Source organism: Methanofervidicoccus abyssi, from assembly GCF_004310395.1.
Taxonomy (GTDB): domain Archaea; phylum AGJL01; class Methanococci; order Methanococcales; family Methanococcaceae; genus Methanofervidicoccus; species Methanofervidicoccus abyssi.
In genome coordinates this window covers 277,439-297,773 of record NZ_BFAX01000004.1, presented here as the reverse complement: position 1 = coordinate 297,773, position 20,335 = coordinate 277,439, and the positions used below count along the sequence as shown (strand labels likewise).

14 protein-coding genes and 1 pseudogene are annotated in these 20,335 nt (G+C 32.0%); 7 read left to right on the top strand and 8 right to left on the bottom strand.

From position 1 onward, the window contains the following. Position 1 precedes the first annotated feature (1 nt). The 4 genes from MHHB_RS05710 to MHHB_RS05695 are packed head-to-tail and all read left to right on the top strand — an operon-like array spanning position 2 to position 6,279. Complete coding sequence (locus tag MHHB_RS05710; protein ID WP_192893831.1) at positions 2–2,872, top strand: DUF5711 family protein; 2,871 nt, start codon at positions 2–4, stop codon at positions 2,870–2,872. Continuing rightward, positions 2,863–3,972 carry a DUF4013 domain-containing protein gene (locus MHHB_RS05705; protein ID WP_131007699.1) on the top strand — a complete coding sequence of 370 codons (1,110 nt, stop codon included), beginning with the start codon at positions 2,863–2,865 and terminating at the stop codon, positions 3,970–3,972. The genes MHHB_RS05710 and MHHB_RS05705 overlap by 10 nt, the downstream gene beginning before the upstream one ends. Beyond that, a complete protein-coding gene (locus MHHB_RS05700; RefSeq protein ID WP_131007698.1) occupies positions 3,935–5,440 on the top strand; it encodes a serine/threonine-protein kinase in 1,506 nt (501 codons plus the stop codon). Before MHHB_RS05705 ends, MHHB_RS05700 begins: the two co-directional genes overlap by 38 nt. A gap of 8 nt (positions 5,441–5,448) precedes the next feature. Beyond that, on the top strand, positions 5,449–6,279 hold the full coding sequence (locus MHHB_RS05695) for a PP2C family protein-serine/threonine phosphatase (RefSeq protein ID WP_131007697.1): 831 nt from the start codon (positions 5,449–5,451) through the stop codon (positions 6,277–6,279). 527 nt (positions 6,280–6,806) lie between these two features. On the opposite strand, the pseudogene MHHB_RS06665 reads toward MHHB_RS05695, so the two are convergent. From MHHB_RS06665 to MHHB_RS06605, 6 genes and pseudogenes are all read right to left on the bottom strand, one after another. Further along, a pseudogene (locus MHHB_RS06665) lies at positions 6,807–7,199 on the bottom strand (DEAD/DEAH box helicase family protein); the annotation flags it as partial. Positions 7,200–7,224: 25 nt separating this feature from the next. Next, positions 7,225–8,328, bottom strand: a complete 1,104-nt coding sequence (locus MHHB_RS05680; RefSeq protein WP_131007694.1) for a hypothetical protein — start codon at positions 8,326–8,328, stop codon at positions 7,225–7,227. A 331-nt stretch (positions 8,329–8,659) separates the two neighbouring features. Next, a complete protein-coding gene (locus MHHB_RS05675) occupies positions 8,660–8,971 on the bottom strand; it encodes a hypothetical protein (RefSeq protein WP_131007693.1) in 312 nt (103 codons plus the stop codon). A gap of 153 nt (positions 8,972–9,124) precedes the next feature. Beyond that, a complete protein-coding gene (locus MHHB_RS05670; protein WP_131007692.1) occupies positions 9,125–12,844 on the bottom strand; it encodes an AAA family ATPase in 3,720 nt (1,239 codons plus the stop codon). 591 nt (positions 12,845–13,435) lie between these two features. Then, positions 13,436–13,615 carry a hypothetical protein gene (locus MHHB_RS06610; RefSeq protein ID WP_131007691.1) on the bottom strand — a complete coding sequence of 60 codons (180 nt, stop codon included), beginning with the start codon at positions 13,613–13,615 and terminating at the stop codon, positions 13,436–13,438. 40 nt (positions 13,616–13,655) lie between these two features. Beyond that, positions 13,656–14,423, bottom strand: coding sequence for a protein NO VEIN domain-containing protein (locus MHHB_RS06605; RefSeq protein ID WP_131007690.1), 768 nt, complete (start codon positions 14,421–14,423; stop codon positions 13,656–13,658). Positions 14,424–15,042: 619 nt separating this feature from the next. Here MHHB_RS06605 and MHHB_RS05655 point away from each other — a divergent pair. Continuing rightward, complete coding sequence (locus tag MHHB_RS05655) at positions 15,043–15,843, top strand: aspartate dehydrogenase (protein WP_131007689.1); 801 nt, start codon at positions 15,043–15,045, stop codon at positions 15,841–15,843. 66 nt (positions 15,844–15,909) lie between these two features. On the opposite strand, the gene MHHB_RS05650 is transcribed toward MHHB_RS05655, so the two are convergent. Next, a complete protein-coding gene (locus MHHB_RS05650) occupies positions 15,910–16,644 on the bottom strand; it encodes a RimK family alpha-L-glutamate ligase (RefSeq protein WP_229701934.1) in 735 nt (244 codons plus the stop codon). A gap of 214 nt (positions 16,645–16,858) precedes the next feature. Beyond that, on the bottom strand, positions 16,859–17,644 hold the full coding sequence (locus MHHB_RS05645; protein ID WP_131007687.1) for a 50S ribosomal protein L11 methyltransferase: 786 nt from the start codon (positions 17,642–17,644) through the stop codon (positions 16,859–16,861). A gap of 195 nt (positions 17,645–17,839) precedes the next feature. Here MHHB_RS05645 and MHHB_RS05640 point away from each other — a divergent pair, with 195 nt between their 5' ends. Beyond that, positions 17,840–19,045, top strand: coding sequence for a bis-aminopropyl spermidine synthase family protein (locus MHHB_RS05640; RefSeq protein ID WP_131007686.1), 1,206 nt, complete (start codon positions 17,840–17,842; stop codon positions 19,043–19,045). A gap of 37 nt (positions 19,046–19,082) precedes the next feature. Then, positions 19,083–20,051, top strand: a complete 969-nt coding sequence (locus MHHB_RS05635) for a calcium/sodium antiporter (protein WP_229701933.1) — start codon at positions 19,083–19,085, stop codon at positions 20,049–20,051. The last annotated feature ends 284 nt before the right edge of the window (positions 20,052–20,335 follow it).

Below are 20,335 nucleotides of genomic sequence, written 5' to 3'. Positions count from 1 at the left end.
TTTGAAGTTGAAAAATTTAATAATTGGATTTTTATTGATTGGAATTTTTGTAAATGTGGGTTTTGTTTTTGGAGAGGATATAAAATATACTGCTGTATGGAAGTATGATACTGGAGGTTGGGTGGATTCAGTATCAATAACTCCTGATGGGAATTATATAGTTGCAGGAGGTAATGGTATCTATCTCTTCAACAATAATGGGGATTTGTTGTGGAAATATGAGAAGGATTTAGTTTATATTTCTTCAGTATCAATAACTCCTGATGGCAAGTATATAGTTGCTGGAGTTGGAGATACCATTAGTGGTGGTGCTATAGGTCATATTAATAATGGTATCTATCTCTTCAACAATAATGGGAATTTATTATGGAGGTACCAGCCAGAAGATGATGTTACATCAGTGGCAATAACACCCGATGGAAAATATATAGCTATAGGAAGTGGTGGATTTAATGACAACATTTATCTCTTCAACAATAATGGGGATGAATTATGGAAGTATAAAACAGATGAATATTGGGTTAATTCAGTATCAATAACTCCTGATGGGAATTATATAGTTGCAGGGAGTGAGGATAAGAATGTCTATCTCTTCAACAGAGAAGGGAGGTTATTGTGGAAGTATGAGACAGGTAATTTGGTTTGGTCAGTATCAATAACTCCTGATGGGAATTATATAGTTGCAGGTAGTTGGGATGGTAATGTCTATCTCTTCAATAAAGAAGGGAGGTTATTGTGGAAGTATGAGACAGGTGGTGCTGTTGAATCAGTATCAATAACTCCTGATGGGAATTATATAGTTGCAGGGAGTAATGATAGTAATGTCTATCTCTTCAATAAAGAAGGGAGGTTATTGTGGAAGTATGAGACAGGTGGTGCTGTTGAATCAGTATCAATAACTCCTGATGGGAATTATATAGTTGCAGGTAGTTGGGATGGTAATGTCTATCTCTTCAACAGAGAAGGGAGGTTATTGTGGAATTATTGGACAGGTAGTAATGTTAGATCAGTATCAATAACTCCTAATGACAAGTATATAGTTGCTGGAAATGGGAATGGTAGTGTCTATCTATTCAAAGCTATTATTACTGGTTCACTGTATGTAGATAGTAATCCAACTGGGGCTAAAATTTATATTAATGGATCTTATAAAGGGACTACTCCTAAAACTATAACTGGTTTATCCCCCGGAGAGTATACTATTACATTAAAAAAAGACGGGTATAAGGATTATACGGAAATTGTTTATATTTCTCCAGGAGATTCAAAGAGAGTATATGTGAACCTAAAACCAATAACTGGTTCACTGTATGTAGATAGTAATCCAACTGGGGCTAAAATTTATATTAATGGATCTTATAAAGGGACTACTCCTAAAACTATAACTGGTTTATCCCCCGGAGAGTATACTATTACATTAAAAAAAGACGGGTATAAGGATTATACGGAAATTGTTTATATTTCTCCAGGACTTTCAAAAACTGTTAATGCTAAGTTAGAAGCTATTCCTACTATCAATATTAATTATATCAATATTAATCATGGTAGTAATATTATTTTAATATTACTACTTTTCATAGGTTTAATTGTAGTATGGGGAGGAGCACGCTTTATAAGAAAAAGAAAAAAGAAACAAAATAAAGTAGATGAAAGTGAAAAAAGCATAACTAAACAGGAAACAACTAATAAAGAGTTAGTAAGTGATATCCCAGATTTCCCAGCTGAATTATTAAACAAATACATCCCATTAGAGAAATTAGGAGAAGGTGGATTTGGAAAGGTATTCAAAGTTAAAAGAAAAGGTGGAACTCAACCACTTGCTTTAAAAGTCCCAACTTTTGACGAGAAAGCTAAGAAATACCTATTAAAAGAAATCAAAGCATGGAAAAATCTCAATCATCCAAATATTGTTAAAATGTATGATGCTTACGAAGAGCCAATTCCACACATAGAGATGGAGTATATTGAAGGATATAACTTAAATGGAAAACTAATAAAAGATTTAGGTGAATATCCAAAACCATTAAATCCAAAAGATGCCATAAAATTAATAAAACAAATAGCAGAAGGGTTAAAACACGCTCATGACAAAAACATAATCCACAGAGATATTAAACCATCGAACATCCTATTAACTCAAAATTTAACACCAAAGATAACAGATTGGGGACTTGCAAAAATAGGTGCAAAATCCACTACAGCAACAACCACAAAGGGATTAACTTTAATATATTCAGCACCGGAGCAAATAGATGAAGAAGAATACGGGAAGACAGATAAGAGAACTGATATTTATCAGTTGGGAGTTTTATTTTATGAGTTACTAACTGGAAGACTGCCCTATGAGGGCATCACGCCAACTCAGGTATCCTTAAAAATCATAAACCCAAATAAAAAACCAACACTGCCTTCAAAAATAAACCCCGAATTATCAACATTCGATGGAATACTTGAAAAACTCTTAGCAAAGAAAAAGGAAGATAGATTCCAATCAATAGATGAGTTTTTAGATGCTTTAAATTCATTAGAAGAATTAACTAAAGAAAAAGAAGAACTTAGAAGGACACTAACCAAAACTACTCAAAAACTAAAAATTTCAACAGATAAAAAAGAAATTAATAGATTAATAAAAGATTTGATTGATATAACAACGAAACTTGCCTTAAACTGTGCAAAGGTAAATGATAAGGTTGGTTTGCTGGAAACTTTAGAATCATTAGAAAATTACGTTAAATCAGAAGAAAACAAGAGGGAATTAAGAGGAGCAATAGCACATATTGAGTATTTGATAAAAGAAAGCATCCCACTTGGAAAAGATACTATAGAGAAACTTGAAGTTTTATTGAATAGAATTAAGAGAGAATGGAAATAAAATATATTAGATTTGGTAAAGAGGGTTCCAACATAGACACAGGGATAGCATATATGAAGGGAAAAAATATGATGGAATATATTTGGGAATCATTCACGTATATATTTAAAGATAAAAATTGGAAGAAAAAACTTGTTGTGGGTGGGGTAATAGGGGTAATACCCATACTTAATATTTCATTGCTTGGCTATATGGCAGATATAATAACCCTTATTTATGAGGGTAAAAATAATGAGTTGCCTGAATTTAATATATTTAGTCAATTTATCAAAGGATTAAAGATATCCATAGTTTTTTTTGTATATTCTATATTATTATTTTTATTATTTTGTATATTATTTTATATATTGCTTACTGTGATTCTCGATATTTTTTCGGTAACCTTCAACGACGATATTTTTAGTGTTATTATTATTGTGTGCTTCGCAATATCTATGTTATTCATGCATATCGCATTTTCACATTACATATATACCAACAAAATATCTTCATCTTTTGAATTCGCTACGTTATTTAGAATATTAAAAAAAATATGGGTTAATATCCTAATTTTTGATATTATTTACTGTATTATTACAGGCTTTTTAGCTATTGTGATATATATAATGGCAGTCCTATTTTTCTTGACAATTATATTAATTCCTGTGGCTATTTGGTTATGGGGGGCATTCTATTATTATTCCTGCATAGTATTTGGTTATTTCAGTGGGAAAGTATATTTAGAAGGAATTAATAAAAAATCAATAACTATGAGTCCCAAAGTGTTACCGACCAACACGGTATCAAACAATAGCAAAGATTTAGATCTACTTAATTCCTACCTATTAGAGGCTAAGAAACTCTTACCAGCGGCACTAAATGATTTTCAAAACAACAACTTAAATGATGCCATAAAAAAATGGGATAAATCACTGGAATACTATAAAAAAGCAGAGAAAATAGCAAAATCAATGGAAGATGAAGAATTAATTTCATCCCTAAATAATAAAATTAAATCAGTAGTCCATAACATATTAGATGCAAAAATTAAATTAGTATCTGATAAAATTGAGGGGATAGGGTATGATAAAGGAAATATTGAACGAAATAAATGCCATTGAGAGATTTTTAAAAAATCATAAGAGGTATTTAGGGGAGGAGTATGTCAAATATCAAACCACATTAAACGAGCTCAGATTAAAAGTTAAACTAAAAGAAATCGAAAATAATGTAAGGGATGCTTTAAAATTGAAATCAGATGGAGAGTATTTAAAAGCAAGGAATCTCTTAAAAAAATCTTCTAACGATATTGATAAATTAGAGGATGAAATGATAAATTTAAAGATAAAAACATTTAACAGTCAAATTACTAACTTAAAAAATCAAATAAATAATGAATTAAACCTCATAAAAAATTTGTTATTAGGTGAAGACTCCTCAATAAATGCGCCATATAATTCCTCATCGGTTAATTCTTCAAATCCTATAAATCAATCATTTAGTGGAGAAAACGAATTGTTGAATAAACTAAATGAATTATTATCAAAATATCAAAATCCTATAAAAATTGGGGAAGGGGGATTTTCCTATGTATTTAAAGCAATTAAAAATGGAAAAACGGTAGCCATAAAAGTCCCAAAAGAATTAACTGAAACTACTGGGGAAATATTCCTTAGGGAAATAGGAAATTGGAAAAAATTAAAACATATCAACATTGTTCAACTTTATTATAGTAATATTTATCCATATCCATACATAGAAATGGAATACTGTGAAAAGGAATTAAATAAAATAAAAAATAATTTAGAGTTAAAAGAAGCCGTTTTACTATTTTTTGAAGTGTTAAATGGACTGAAATATGCGCATAGTAAAGGAATAATTCATAAGGATTTAAAACCACACAACATTTTAATAAAAAACAACATACCAAAAATTACAGATTGGGGACTATCAAAAGAAATTACTTCAAAATCTACAACTATAAACGCTTTAACTCTCCAATACTCAGCACCAGAACAAATAAGCAGAGAAACAATCGATAAAAGGACGGACATTTATCAAATGGGGATAATCCTATACGAATTAACAACAAAAAAACTACCGTTTAATGGTAATGAGTTTGACATAATCTATAGTATTAAAAACGAAATGCCGCCAAAACCATCGGAATTAAATCCTTTAATTGATGAGAAGTTGGAATATATTATCTTAAAATGCATTCAAAAGGACAAATCCAAAAGATACCAATCAGTAGAAGAATTGCAGAAGGATCTATCAGAATATCTAAACATACAACTTACAACTAACCTTACAGCTTCAAAAACTAATAAAGATTTTAGTAGAAGTATATTTTATTGTGCTGATTTAGTTTTATTCCACTTATTAAACAACGATTTAGGGGATGCTTTAAATTATCTCTACGATTTAAAATATTATGCAGATAAGAACTGCTCTGAGGAAATAATAAATTCCGTTGATAATCTAATAAAAGCTATCGAATATCGAATTGAAGAAGGGATAAAAGAACCGTCTGATGAGATAAAAATAAAGGCGAAAATAGTAGTAAATAAGGTTAAGATGAGATTTTAGGGGGTAATATGGGAATAATAAACAAATTTCTAAAAAAAATTGGATATAAGAAAGATGGAGAAGAAAAAAAGAACAAATCTAAAACCAAAATAAAAATTGAAGAAGAAAAAAACATCGACATTGATAATGCCTACGGTATATCTGACAAAGGGAATAGAACAAACAACGAAGACAGCATTTTAATTAAAAAAATAAAAGACATCTACATATTAGCAGTTGCAGATGGTGTCGGAGGACATAATGCAGGGGAGATTGCATCAAAGATGGCAGTAGATACTTTAAAAAACATTATCATGGAAAAATACAATGAAAACCTATCAATTGAAGAGATAAAAGAACTTTTAAAAGATGCATACATTACGGCACACAGCAAAATAAAAGAAAACGCTATTGGAGATAGAAAGGGAATGGGAACAACACTAACAACTGCAATAGTTAAAGGAGATAAATGCATTATAGCAAACTGTGGGGATAGTAGGGCCTATTTAATTAGAGATGGGGAAATAGTTTTTAGAACAAAGGATCACTCCTTTGTCCAGGCCTTAATAGATAGTGGTCAAATTTCAGAGGAGAAGGCCATGACCCATCCAATGAAGAATATCATTACCTCGGCATTGGGATTAGATGATTTTAAGGTAGACGACTATCTCTGGGATCTAAAAAAGGGAGATATAATTCTTCTAAGTTCCGATGGACTTCATGACTATGTTAATAAGAAAGATATTTTAAATATATTACGTAGTAATAAAGATCCAAAGGATATTGTAAATGAATTATTAAATATTGCATTAAAAGATACAAGGGACAATGTGAGCATTATCGTATATAAAAAGCAGTAAGTAGTAAATACTTTGCTTACAGGATGGATGAAGAAGAAATAGTTGGAAAATGGCTGTTTATATTTTATTTAACAGAGCTCCAATATATACTGCATGAATAACGTTCTATATTAAGTGTGTGTATTATATGTGGTTAGTGAGCTCACTTATTAAAAAAATAATCTCTCGAGTTTCTATTAAAGGAAATACAAAATTCATTATATATAGATAGAGTCATTATACTACAACTATACAACAGTGTAAGCTGGCTAAAAATAGTATAGTAGATCCTTTTTTGTGATTCTACTATTTTTACTGTTTCAAGCACTACACCACATGATCTAAGAGCATTTTTCCTTTTTCACTTATTTTTATATATTTTTTATATATTTCGACCTTCCGATTTTTTTCTTGTTCTTTTATTAATTCCCATTCTAAAAGTTTTTCAACAACATTTTTATTGATCCCAAACTAAATCATCATGACTTGAAGATTTTAGACGAAACCATTAACTGTTCTTTCTCCATTTTATAACTTTTTCTAAAAAATATCTCAGCAAGTTTCTTTGTCATAGCCTCTGTTCTATCTGGTAAAGTTATAACCTTTTCAAATTCACCTACAGAATAGAATTCCTTAAACTTCCACATCTTCGGGAGCTTCAATAACTGCACCTTCGCTTGCCACATCAGTTAAGAGATATCCCCTTTTTTATCAACGTTTATATAAATCTTGTGAATTTTGTAAGGGGATAAAAATCCATCCTCTATACCCTGTCCCAAACTATAGGCATAGACTGGGGTACCAAAGTATGCATAGGTGTCTATGTTGTTATCTCTTTTTGGTGTTGCAGTCATATCAAAATGAACAGCACTACTGAAATAATCAAGGATTTCCTTCCATCTCCCATATCCAGAACGATGACACTCGTCAATAATCACCATTGTTATATGAAGTTGGAGCAGTCATTTATTTACCTCCATTTAAACTATAATTAACTATGAAATCAACGGTATTTCCACATTTTGTGTGGTCAAGCACATCATTCAGTTCGTCGTATTCTGAAAGACTCCGATCAGGTTCATAATATCTCCCAGCACTTGCATATATCTTTACTGAAGGCAGTAGTTTCGTTAAATGGGACCATGCATTTAACCATGTTCTCACTTTTACTGTGGTGTGAGGATGTTGCAACACGATGATAGGTTTCTCCCTTTTGGCTAATTTTTTAAACTCTTCATTAACTTTCTTACGCCAGCCCTTTGCATTTTTTGATCTCGGGTTGAAAATAGTTAAATCGTGACAACCCAGTATCATAACTTTTCCAATATCTAAATCAAAAAAGTGGGATTTTAAATCAACAATCCGTACCAATCCATTTTGTTGACTTGGAGTAGGATATGATTTTCCTGTCCAGTAAAATTTATTATTTCTTAAATCAACCAAAAATACTAGTTCAATATGCGGCTGATTAATGTAATTTTTAGTTGTTGATATTTTCTCCTTATATGAATCTACACCCAAAGTTATGTAATCTGTCACATTTTTTAATTTGTTGCGTAAATCTTCTGTTAAAACCGACTTTACACATTTTTCAGCTTCTTTAACCAAGATATTTACAATATTAGGATTTGGATTCTTGCTGTCTCCGATATCTTTTTTAGATATAGACTCAGGCCAATTAAACTCTAGAAATCCTCCACATGTTATAAGGAATTTAACCTTTCTATCTTTCGGCCATTTATTGTAAATTTCTTCAAGTAATCTCGTTGAATCTTCAGGCCTGCCTTCCCACTCACCGGCAATAATTATCCTTGCTAAAAAAGGATCAGGATCTTCTCTTATTTCAATCCTCCAAAATCTATTTTCTATTATTCTTCTAAATTTCTCCACATCTTCTGGATTATCCGGATTTAAACTGCACCATACAAAATCTTTAGCATATAATCTAATTGTAGGGTTTAACCCTAATATTGATGGAAGAAAATCTCTTAAAGTGTCATACCATGCTCGTTGCTCATCTCTATAGGGAGGATCATTATCTTTAGCGTTAATTTCATCGCATAATCTCATCCATTTTTCTCTGCTAAAACCCAAATTAAGATTATCTGGATATTTTTCTAAGGTAATTTTTCTTGGAAGTGTAAAATGTTGGGATTCATCAAATTCTATAATGAATCCTGGATTTGGAATAAAAAAATCGCAATTCGGTAGTGTTTTTGCTTTAACAAATTCTTTAAACCCTCTATGATTTTGAAGAGCTTTAAAAATTTCTTCTAAATCTTTGTAGTGTTGTGTATTCTTAAAATCTTCTGGGAAAACGCCAATATCAAATTTATAATTTACTTCGACTTTCCCATAAATTTTTTCTAACAGTTTTTTAATTGTTTCTTTGCACTTTGGTCTAGATCTCTATAATGTTAAATCCCAAATTCTTAAGAAAATTATTGGTTTCTTTACCTCCACTAAACTTCGTAGGATCTAATTCTTTGCCATTAGCGTATTTGTTTGCTAATGAAATGACATATTTTGGAGGATAGTGCCTTCCATTGAATTCTAAGAAGAACTTTCTTGATTTTCTTCTTTTTGGGACACCATTTTTTTCAATTTCTTCAATTGCCTTAATTATATGTATTCTCTTTATATTCCTAGGAATCATAATAACACCCCCAATTTCATATAACGTTTTGCGGGTATCTGAAGTACCTTCACCCATCGCATCAGTAAATGATTGCGTAGTTATAAATTTTGTGATGGCAATTTGGGTGAGGGCTAAAAGCCCGAACCAGATACTCGCCTGTTATCCGAGTGCGATAGCACCGAAACGAAGCGGAAAGTTGCGGGCGACGGTCGCATTTTGAGGTTCAATTTAAAGTACATAATGATGTTTTGAATAACTTCCATCTGTTACCCTTAGATTATCACCTTTTAGATCTTCGATTATCTTCCGAATTTGTGATTCAACATCTTTTGGCTCTTCTCCTTCACTTGTAGTTATAAGAAAATCTGTAATGCCAATATCTTCATAAATTTTATATTTTTTAAACCATCTATTTTTATACCAATCGTTATTTAGTAGTCCTAAATGTTCCCAATAAAATTCACCATTTTCTAGGAAAATCTTGAAATCAGGTTTTATATGATTTTCTGCAAAGTCTTCAGGTTCATAAACAAATTCTATTCCGAATGAATCCAAAGTCTTTGCAATTATGTATTCTATTTTAGATCTAACTGCAATCTTGTCACCATTCTTCAATCGGACTAAGTAAGGTTTAAACGGGCTTTGTTTATGACCGAACAAAAGTGTATGAATCAGTTCAATTTGTGAATTAATATAGGCAGTTCTGAATAATTCATATAATTCATCTTTTAAATCCTTGTGCACTAAAACATACATTTTCGTCTTTGCCCTGGTGAAGCCAGTATATAATAATTCACGGGTTATAAACGATGACCTCTCAGAAAGGATAAACACCACATAATCAAAGTCGCTTCCTTGGGATTTGTGAACTGTAATAGCGTATGCAGGCGTATATGGAATATCAGTAGCCTCTTTTTGATTTAATAATTCTAATTTTATTTTTTTCAATCTATCGATTATATTCCTTATTGCTCTTCTTGTACGGAATATATTAAAGAGTTCATCAATATCAACAAATTTGACATATCCACCTTTAGTTATATATCCTATTGAACCATTAGCTAAAGCAAGAATTCTCTTATTTCTCTCAGGTTCCCAATACTGGTTTTCCTCACAAATTATTTTAGTACCTGCTGGAATTCTGCTTTGTCCCTCAAGAACTATTTCTCTATTTACCACAGTACTCCCAAACTTCCCGACCCTTTTTGGAGTTATTATTTGGATTTTTTCGAGATTATTATAATTAAACTTTCCGTTAGGCTCAAAAATATGTGTAAACAATTCCCATAAGCTTTCAGTATCATTTTTTTGCTCTTGCCCGTCTATCTCAAAAATAATTTGTTTTAGCTTATTTTTCAAATCATTTGCATCTCTAAAGTAACTTATTTCTAGTGTATCATCGGCTGATTTTGTTATCTCATGTATGTCTTCTAACAAAGGTTCTTTGTCACTTCTGAATAATTCGGCTAATTTCTCTATTTTGGCACATCTATTATCAGTAAGAGGAAATCGTAAGTTTGTACTGAGGTGACAATATTTGCTTTCAAGTCCCTGATTTTTAAGATAGTATATAAGATCAATAAATGGTCTACCTATACCTATGGGCGGAAGCTGTTTGTCGTCTCCTATTATTATCAAGTGCTGGAGTGTAGAAGGATTTATTAGACTAAATAAAAGGCAAAGGAGAACTTCATCTACCATTGAAGCTTCATCAATTATAACAACTTTTGGGTTAAACTGCCAGCGTCTCGCCAATTTATTAAAGTCATTTATAAATTCATAATGTCCATCAAAAATCTTGTCTACAAGATCTGCAAGCTTAAATATCTCTTTCATACGTTCCCGTGACAATTGTCTGGTTCTTTCAAATAATTCCCTATATATAAACCTATGAATTGTTGAAGTTGTAATATCTGGATCGTTATCTAATTCTACTTCTTTTAGACGTTTCCGAATAACCAAACTTGCTTTACCTGTGGGTGTAAAAATAAAAATGGGGGTTTTTCTTTGTCTTTTAAATACGTCAATAAGATTAATGATTGCAGAAGTCTTTCCACTCCCAGCTTTTCCACTTATAACAACCAATTTATTACTAAATATTTTTTGATAAAGTTCGGTACGCTCCCTCTTAAAATATTCACGTGCATTATCATCTCTAAGTCTATATTTAAATTTTTCAATATCTTTTCTTACTAGAGTGTCCACAATATGTTGATCAACGTCGTATTCCACTCTTTTCACTTTTTCGATAAATTCTTCAATTATTCTCTCTATTTTTTCCAGAGATTTTAGCTGATAAATCACTTGTCCGTCAATGGAGATTACTTTGAATTGTTCTTTAAACCTTGGATCACTCTCGTATTCACTTAATAACAATTGGTCAATTTCAAAATCTTGCTGAATGTAATACAAAGGATAATCTTTAATTTTCTCTATAATTTCATCTCTTGAAAGATAGGTATGCCCATCGGTTTGAGCAGCATTTCTAAGAATCAGGGTTATCAGAGCCCGGATCCTTTCCAACGATTTAGCGGTGTACAAAGCCCTCCAATTTGCGTATTTCGTGTCAGGAATAAGTGCGATATCTAAGTGATAAACAGAAATACCGTAATCATTGTTATCTATATCCCAATCATCATCTTTAATATCGTAAAAGTACTCCTCTAAAATAGAGTACGGATTCGCTTTAAAATTATTGAATCCTTTCTTGCCAATGAAATCAATTATATTTTTGAATTGTTGTTTTGAGAAATCAAAACGAGCTAAAAAAGTAAAAACTTCAAATTGTGATTTTATTATATTAATGGCAGTTTCTATCTCTGGATCTTCACATTTTAGAGTAAATATATTTTTATTGTCATTTAAAAACTCATCTATTGATCCAAACTTTTTAACTATAAACATCTTTAATTTTCTAGTTATCTCTTCAATTTTATCATTTGTAAACTCATTTTCTAATTTAATTGCAATTAGGTTCTCAAAGCCTGGGTACTGTCCTCGTTCTCTCCAGGCAATTTCTAATAATTTATCTACCTTTTTCTCATAACTTTCAATCTGCTCAATAGAGATAACTCCATGCTCTTTTAGTTTACTTATTGATTTTTTTAGTTTGTATAACAGGTAAATAGTTTTATCATGTGGTATGTGCATTGAAACGTACTTGAAATGAGGTATGATAGTTGGGTCGTCTACTTTTACGGTTATATCTTCTAACCATTTTTCCTTATCCTCTCTTTTAGTACCATTTTTTCTCTCTATGAATTGTAAATATTCATGATATGGCAATATAAACGTTAGTTCAGGATCAAGAGGGACTTGAAACTGCCATGCGATTTTAGGAAAAACTGGCATTTTTCTATTTATGTCCTCGTACAATTCTTCTGGAATATCGTACTTCTTAGGAAATTCTATTTCCTCTCTTACTAATCCTGCTCCTAATACCAAATATTTTCTCTCATCTCCAGTAACTGGATTGCTATAATTTGCATAGAGAAAAACTACGGACTTTGTTGGTTCAATGTTTTTTATATATTTTTTAACTCTATCTTCTAAATCTGGAGGATATTTATAGACTCCAGTGGTTGTAAACGATAACTTAAAATTCCATGTGAATACTGAAAAAGGTTTCAGTATTTCATTAAGTGGTGGAATAACACTAAATTTATTCGAAGTATCTCCAAATGGATGGGTATCTTCTATGGTATGTTTTTCTTCTCCAAGTATATTTATGCACCAATAACAAGGTGGTATATAAGCTGAATTATTCTTTACTTCTGATATTGACTTTCCTTTAAATTTTTCTTCAATCTCAATATTTCTCCTTCTTTGGATTCTGGAAGATAAAAGAGAATAATTATCGACACAATAAACATTCTCAGAAGGATTCTTGCAGATTTTTCCGTTCCATTTGTTATCGTGCCAAGCCACTCTTATTGTTATGTGTTTCATACTATCATCTCCTTCTCACTAACATTTATTATTTTTCCTCAGCCCATCGCCCACAATTTCGGACAACGCATTGGGATTAAGCGAAGTCGCTTTGCGATTTGGGTGAGGGCTGAAAGCCCGAACCAGATACCCGCCTGTTGTCCGAGTGCGATAGCACCGAAGTGAGCGTTAGCGAGCGGAGAGTTGCGAGCCGCTTAAAAACTTCCATCATTTAATTTCAAACTTCTTTTCATCAATAACTTTTTTCATTCCAGTATGTGCCTTGTTTTTGTGTACATCTACTTATCAAAACAATTACAATTACCAGCACTGCTAAAAGTACCAGTACCCCTAAATTTTTCGTGTTCATTTTTCATCCTTTTTATATATTAATTTAAATTTATTCGACTTTTAAATATTTTACTATTTTTTTATTTGCATTACGAATTGTAGTTAACGCTCTTTCAATAGATCCTGTTTTACTATTGATGTTATCAAGAATTTGAAATAGGGATTTAATTATCTGTTTATCGGACAACGTTTTGCGGACATACGAAGTTTGCGAAGCCGAATTTGGGCAGAACGAAGTGTAGCCGTATGTCCGCTGTTAGGCTACCCGAAGGGCAAGGCTGTGAGCGTCAAACTATACCTATAGCTCAATACCAATAGGATATGCATCAATTTTTCCCTCTTTCCAAAGTTTGCTGGATTTCGAATCTTTAGAATTTTTGCATCTTTTCTCCCAGCACCATAAACTCTGTAGATATAAAAATTGTCTCCCTTTTCTTCCATAAGTCTCCATTGATCCTTCGATACTGAGAACCAAGTTTTATCATATTCTTTTGTGGATTTTTACCTCGATAAAAATCTCTTCTCCGTTTTCTACAACTTTTATATCATAATGCTCTCCACTTTCTCCATTTTTATTTAGCCATATAACTTCTACGATTAAATCCCCATCTTTTTCTAGGTTAAATCCCTTATTTGTTTCTTTTACAATATTTGCATAATGTTCGAGTATATCTTCAAACGTATTATACTCTCCAATTTCAATGTTGAAATATTCGACCAGTTTGTCTTTTATAATACTGTACAATGCATACTTTTCCCCCTCTCGCCCAATATCTTTTCTTGCTTTTTCACTCAAAATTTCTGTAGGTTGCGTTCCACCCTTTGATGTTCTTGTAATATGTACTCTCCCTGCTGAGGTTTCATCTTCATCAATTTCTTTTATAGTCTCCTGCTTTGGCATATATTCTTCTATCCGAATGGGAACTTTTTCAGCGGGGATTTCCGGGGCCCACTCTTTTTCTTTTATCCCATCAAAAACATCTCCCTTAGTTTCGGTTACCGCTCGCTCTCCTGTTAATTCTGTTAGTGGTCGAGGAGTGGTTCCTGTAGATATTGGAGGTGATTTTTCTTTAACCTCTTCATCTCCCTTTTTAAAAGGAGTTTTATCTAATTCTTCTTCTGTCTTATCTTTTTGTTCTACTTCCCTAATTTCGAGAGATTTCTTCAAAATATTCATCTCAGTATCAGGTAGTTCGCCTATATTTTGGATTTCCATAATTTGTTCTATTTTGGAATTGTCCACATTCATAATTAGCAATAAAAACGTATCAAGCCCCTTGATTTTGCCAAATATAAAATAAAAAAAATAATATTAATATAATATAAAATAAGAATTAAAAACTCTTCTTATTTACCACTTTTTAGAATATGTCCCAAGGTCTTGAAAATTGGTTAGAATTACACGATAACTACTATCTAGAATCTCGATATAAAAAATATTAAATAATAAAAAATAAAAATCTTAAAGTGTTAAATAATAAAGAGTTAATAAAGGTAAAAGAAGAGTAAAAGATAGTTAAATTTTTATAAGATTCAATGTTGTATTTCTGGCTATATTACTATTTTTATATGCTCTAATTTCCTATCAAATGTTAAAAAATAATAAAAATAGTATAATAAAAATAATAAGATAAAAAATAATTTAAAAAGAAAAAGTATAAACAGATATCTACTCCTGAAGATTGGAGGAAGAAGGTCCTTGTAATATTTTTCTAATTCATCTCAAGTATTTTAGTAGAAATACAGTTGAAAAGCTATAAAAAATTTGGTGTAGATAAATTTTAATCAGAAGTTTTGTCCAACACTATATATAATCCTTGAAATTAGATCCATCAAACTTAAATATAAAAAAGATTTTTGGGGTATGGATGTTGAGAATAGGACTGGTTGGATGTGGAGCTATTGCTACTTCAATAGTTAATGCTGTATTGGAAGGTATTATAAATCCTAAGGTTGTAGCCCTCTACGACAGAAGTATATACAAAGCGGAAAAACTTGGTAGGTTAGTAAGGGCCCAGGTATGTCACTCTATAGATGAGTTGGTACGTAAGGACTTAGACGTAGTAATAGAGTGTGCCTCAATCCAAGCGGTGGAAGAAGTTGCAATAAAAGCCATAGAAAATAGAAAGGATGTAATAGTGATGAGTGTTGGTGCTTTCAAAGATCTTAATCTCTATCAGAGATTATACAGCCTCGCAAAGAAACACAACAGAAGAATATATATACCTTCAGGGGCTATTGCGGGAATAGACGCAATTAAAGCAGTATCCTTAGGAAAAATATACGAGGTAACGTTGATAACGATAAAACCCATAGAAGGACTGAGAGATTCTTTAGAGAAACAGGGGTTTGATATAGATAAAATTTCAGAACCTACTACAGTCTTTGAAGGTAGTTTTTCAGAAGCTATAGAGAAATTTCCTCAGAATATAAACGTCTCCTTAGTACTCCATTTGGCATCTAACTATCCAACAAAGGTTAAGATAGTGGTGGATCCAAATATATCCGTAAATAGGCATGAAGTGATAGTTAGAGGTTCCACAGGTACCATAAGGACAACTGTAGAAAATACACCTTCTAAGGAGAATCCTAGAACCTCGGTATTAGCAGCCTATTCAGTTATAAGACTTATTAAAGATCTTTCAGAGCCCATAGTTATTGGGACGTAGTTTAATGGACTTAATAGAGTTTGTAGTATTCTAAGGGAAGTAATAATTATCAAGATTTCAATTTTATTATGATTTTGGTAGGATCTCCTCTATAAACTTCAATATTTCTAAGGGGATGTCGGAATACTTCATAATATTTCTAAATTGGGGAGTTATATTCATCTCAAGAATATAGGGGTTATCCTCTTTATCTATCAGCACATCTACTCCAACTATATGGGCACTTACCCTTTTAACACACTTTAAAACGAGATCTTCAACATCTTCTTCTATATAAAATCGTCTGGTTTCTGCCCCGAGGGAACAGTTTGCTCTCCAGTCATTCTTCGGGATCCTCTCCATAGCACATACTACTCTGTTACCAATGACAAAAACTCTTATATCATGTCTGTAAGGAATATATTCCTGAATGATGAAGTGATTAGAACTGTTATTCCGGTAGTATCTACTTAAAAGATCCTTCACATCTTTTATTTTTTCCAACTTTAAAACACCCTTGCCATATCCTCCATAAACTGGTTTTACAACTAGAGGATATCTTAAACCTGCATCTTCTATTAGATAATCCACATCTTGAAGGTTATCCTGGGATACTAAGATAGACATTGGCATATACTCCTTTAACATCTTATATGTTAAATACTTGTTCTGGCATGTTTCAACAGATCTTCTGGGATTGATCACCTCTATATCATTATTCTCCTCAACAATTTTCAATACTTTCAAACCTTCCTCTAAATAATCCCTCTCTACCCTTGATAGTATTAGATCAACATCTAATTCAATACTCTTTAACTTCATGGGATTTATAAAAGTAGTGGGATAACTCCGCGATAAACATCTGTAAATTAGTATATTCTCGAAGGTTTTTCTACAGCAGAGTATCCCTATTTTGATAGTACCACCTAATTCTAAATATTATGTTGATAATTAAGTTATGTAATTATATAATTAATAAAGAAATTAATAAAGAGATAATATAATAGGGTAAATTTTAATTTCTTTTGCTTTTTTATTATACAACTTTAATACTCTCCAGATCTCCCCCCATTCTATAAGATAGTTTAACCTTTAAGATATTGTCTTCTATCCTAGGATTCTCGATAGGTATAATAAGAGGAGGGTTCAGCATCGGGGTACTTCCAGCAACTGTATCTTCTGTCAGTTGAGTATAGGTATTTAACCTTATACCAATTTTATCCTCCTTAACTTTATCACTGGATATTTTAAACTCTAAATAGTAGGACACTTCCTCTTTATTCACCTTGTTAAAATCTACAATACTATAGAGTACCTCCATAGATAGGGGCTGTGATTTCACCTCCTCGTCGTAGTAGATATGATCCATCCTTGCCAATACTACCTGGGCAGTGTTGTAGGCCCGCTGAGGTATAATCTTCCCACCCTCCTTTAAGATCTTCTTCTTAAGTATTGCATTTATCACTGGAACCTGAGGTTCTGTGATAAGTGCAGTATCCAACATTTCCACGACAGCCACATCCACCTCATCTTCAGGGGTATACTCCCTTGCATCTCCTTCTATAAGTTCTATGTTTTTAAATCCGTTAATTCTTATATTTTCCAGAGCATACTGATAGGTTATAGGATCTAATTCTATGGCATAAACCTTCCTCACAATTCTCGCAGCTATCATAGCCAGTATTCCACTACCTGTACCAACATCGTAGAAGATGTCTCCAGGCTTAACACTCTTCTCTATAGCCCACTTAAATATTCCCAACCTCTCTCTATCCTGAAGCATACTGTAGTGCCACTGGGGAACATTTAATTTAAGCATCATTAAGCATCATCTCAAATTATTTATTGTATAAATACTAACTACAGTTCACATTATTATAAAGTAAAATAGAAAAACCCATTAATATACATTGTATCCTTATATTTTTACTATCTACGCTCTAATAAACAATCTAATAAACAAGATTATATTATTATACATTAAATTGTTTTTTACCAGAAAAGTAGAGGTTTCACCATGAAGATAATAGGACAGATGGGAGGTAAGTTAAATAAAAGGATGCTCGACTTCTCCAGCAGAGAAAGATTTAAAAATTTCCTAAAAAGGTTAGCAGAGAGGGTAAAGGTAGCAGAAGGTGTTGATGCCATAGAAAGTATACTAAGGTGTATCTACAGAAATCAGCCAGTATCTACAAAGAGAATAAGCCAATATACTAAGTTGCCATTACCTGTTGTGAGTAAGGTGAGGAGTATCTTAGAGAGAAGTAGAATTTTAAAAAGGGACGAGAAAGGTGCAGTATATACGGAATACGGAAAAAATCTAGTAGAGAACAATTTAAAATTTAAAATGAAAATGGATCTAAAGTGCCCTACCTGTAAAGGGAGGGGGATTATCTTAGATGAGAATTTCAAAAATATACTTAGGAGACATAGGGAGTATGCAAAACTTAGACCCAAGGTGAATACAAGGATAGATCAGTCCCACGCCACTCCTGAAACTGCAGTATATAGAGCGGCCATAATGGCTGATAGGGGAGATTTAGAAGGAAAAAAGGTATTGTTTATTGGAGATGATGATCTAACATCCATACCAAGTGCAATGACAGGATTCCCAGAAGAAGTTGTAGTTATGGATATAGATGAGAGACTGTTAAACCTTATAGATGAGATATCCAAGAGAGAAGGATTGAATATTGAAACAGTTAAACAAGATTTCAGGGAGGAGTTAGATAGAAAATACTGGGGGCGATTTGATACGGTATTTACAGATCCTCCTTATACATTGAATGGTTTGAAGTTATTCCTGTCAAGAGGTGTTGAAGGATTGGGAGAGGGGGATAGAGGGGTGCTTTACCTAGCCTTCTCCCATAAACCAATAGAAGAATACTTAGAGGTTCAGAGGATCGTAAATAGTATGAACTTTGCAATATATGAGCTCATACCAGGGTTTAATATCTACGAAGGTTCTGAGATAATAGGAAATACTACCTTTCTAGCAAGGTTGGTGGGAAAAAATCTAAAAAAGTTTAAAAAAGAGGAGATAGATTTAAGTAAGTTATACACTGGAGAGGTAAGGCCTACTTTGAGATACTACAGGTGTTTAAAATGTGGTAGAGTTTACAAGGTGGATGGGAGAAATGTGGTTATAGAAGATTTGATTTGTGAATGTGGTGGTAGAAAATTTAAAATGGTTAAAAGGGAAAAAGTGAAGAACAGAAACTGATATTTCTATTATATTTATTTACAGAATCGGTGAAAATGTGGGGGTTTTACAGAGTATTTTGATGCTTCTAATAGGGTTAGGACTACTGAACTATGGGAGTGATTGGTTTACTCTCGGAAACACAAAAATAGCCAAGTACTTTAAACTTTCAAACTTTGTTATAGGGGCGACTATAGTTGCATTTGCTACTTCTTTTCCTGAGATAGTTACTAGTCTATACGCTACATATGCAGGCCTACCTATAATAGCAGTGGGAAACGCTCTTGGGAGTTGTATAATTAATATTGGATTTATACTTGGATTATGTGCTTTGATATCTCCCTTAGTTGTAAAACAGAAATCTATATTAAGAAATTCTCAAATATATCTACTATACTCCCTTTTACTCTTTATATTAGGATACGATGGTTTTAACTTTATTGATGGAGTAATACTCTTTTTTTTACTTCTTGGTTATATAGGATATACTCTTAAAAAAAGAGATATTGTAACTGAAGAAGATAGGAATGACAGAGAGAATGTCTCCATAATCTTGGCTATAATACTTGCTATTGTTGGATTGATCAGTATATTCATAGGAAGTAAATTATTTATAGACGGAGTCCGGAATATTGCAATCTTTTTAGGAATACCTAACAAGGTTGTAGGATTTATTCTAGTAGCATTTGGTACTTCCCTCCCTGAAGTTGCAGTATCCTTCTCTGCCATAAGAAGAGAACTTAGTGATATAGTTATTGGAAACATTATAGGTAGTAATATGATAAATATAGGCTGTGCTTTAGCCCTTTCCAGTATGATCGCTTACATACCTCCAACTAGGTTTGGACTCTCTATCTACATACTTCTTGTAGTACTGATGGTACTCTTTATGAACAAAGGTGTGATATTAAGATTATTTGGGAGATGTAGTAATGAATACTTTAAGATTAGTAGAATAGAAGGATTATTTTTATTTATGGTGTATTTAGTATATGTACTGGTTGTTACTAATGTACTCAGAGTGTAGTGATTTTTACTGTGAAATAGAATCTATGTACTGTTTTTTAAGTTTTGAATTAACATCTTAATGGAAGAGAGTATTATAATAAAAAATATTATTAAAAACTCTAAGCTTTCATTAAAGTGAGAGTTTAAAAAATAATAATTATAATAATATATTAATAAATAATAGTGAAGTAAAAATAATGAAAAAGTTGTTTCAAAAATAAAGAAAGTATAATAAGATGAAGAACCTAATACACCTATCTTATCTTAGCCAGTAGTAAAAATTGTTACTAATGGAAAATTCTA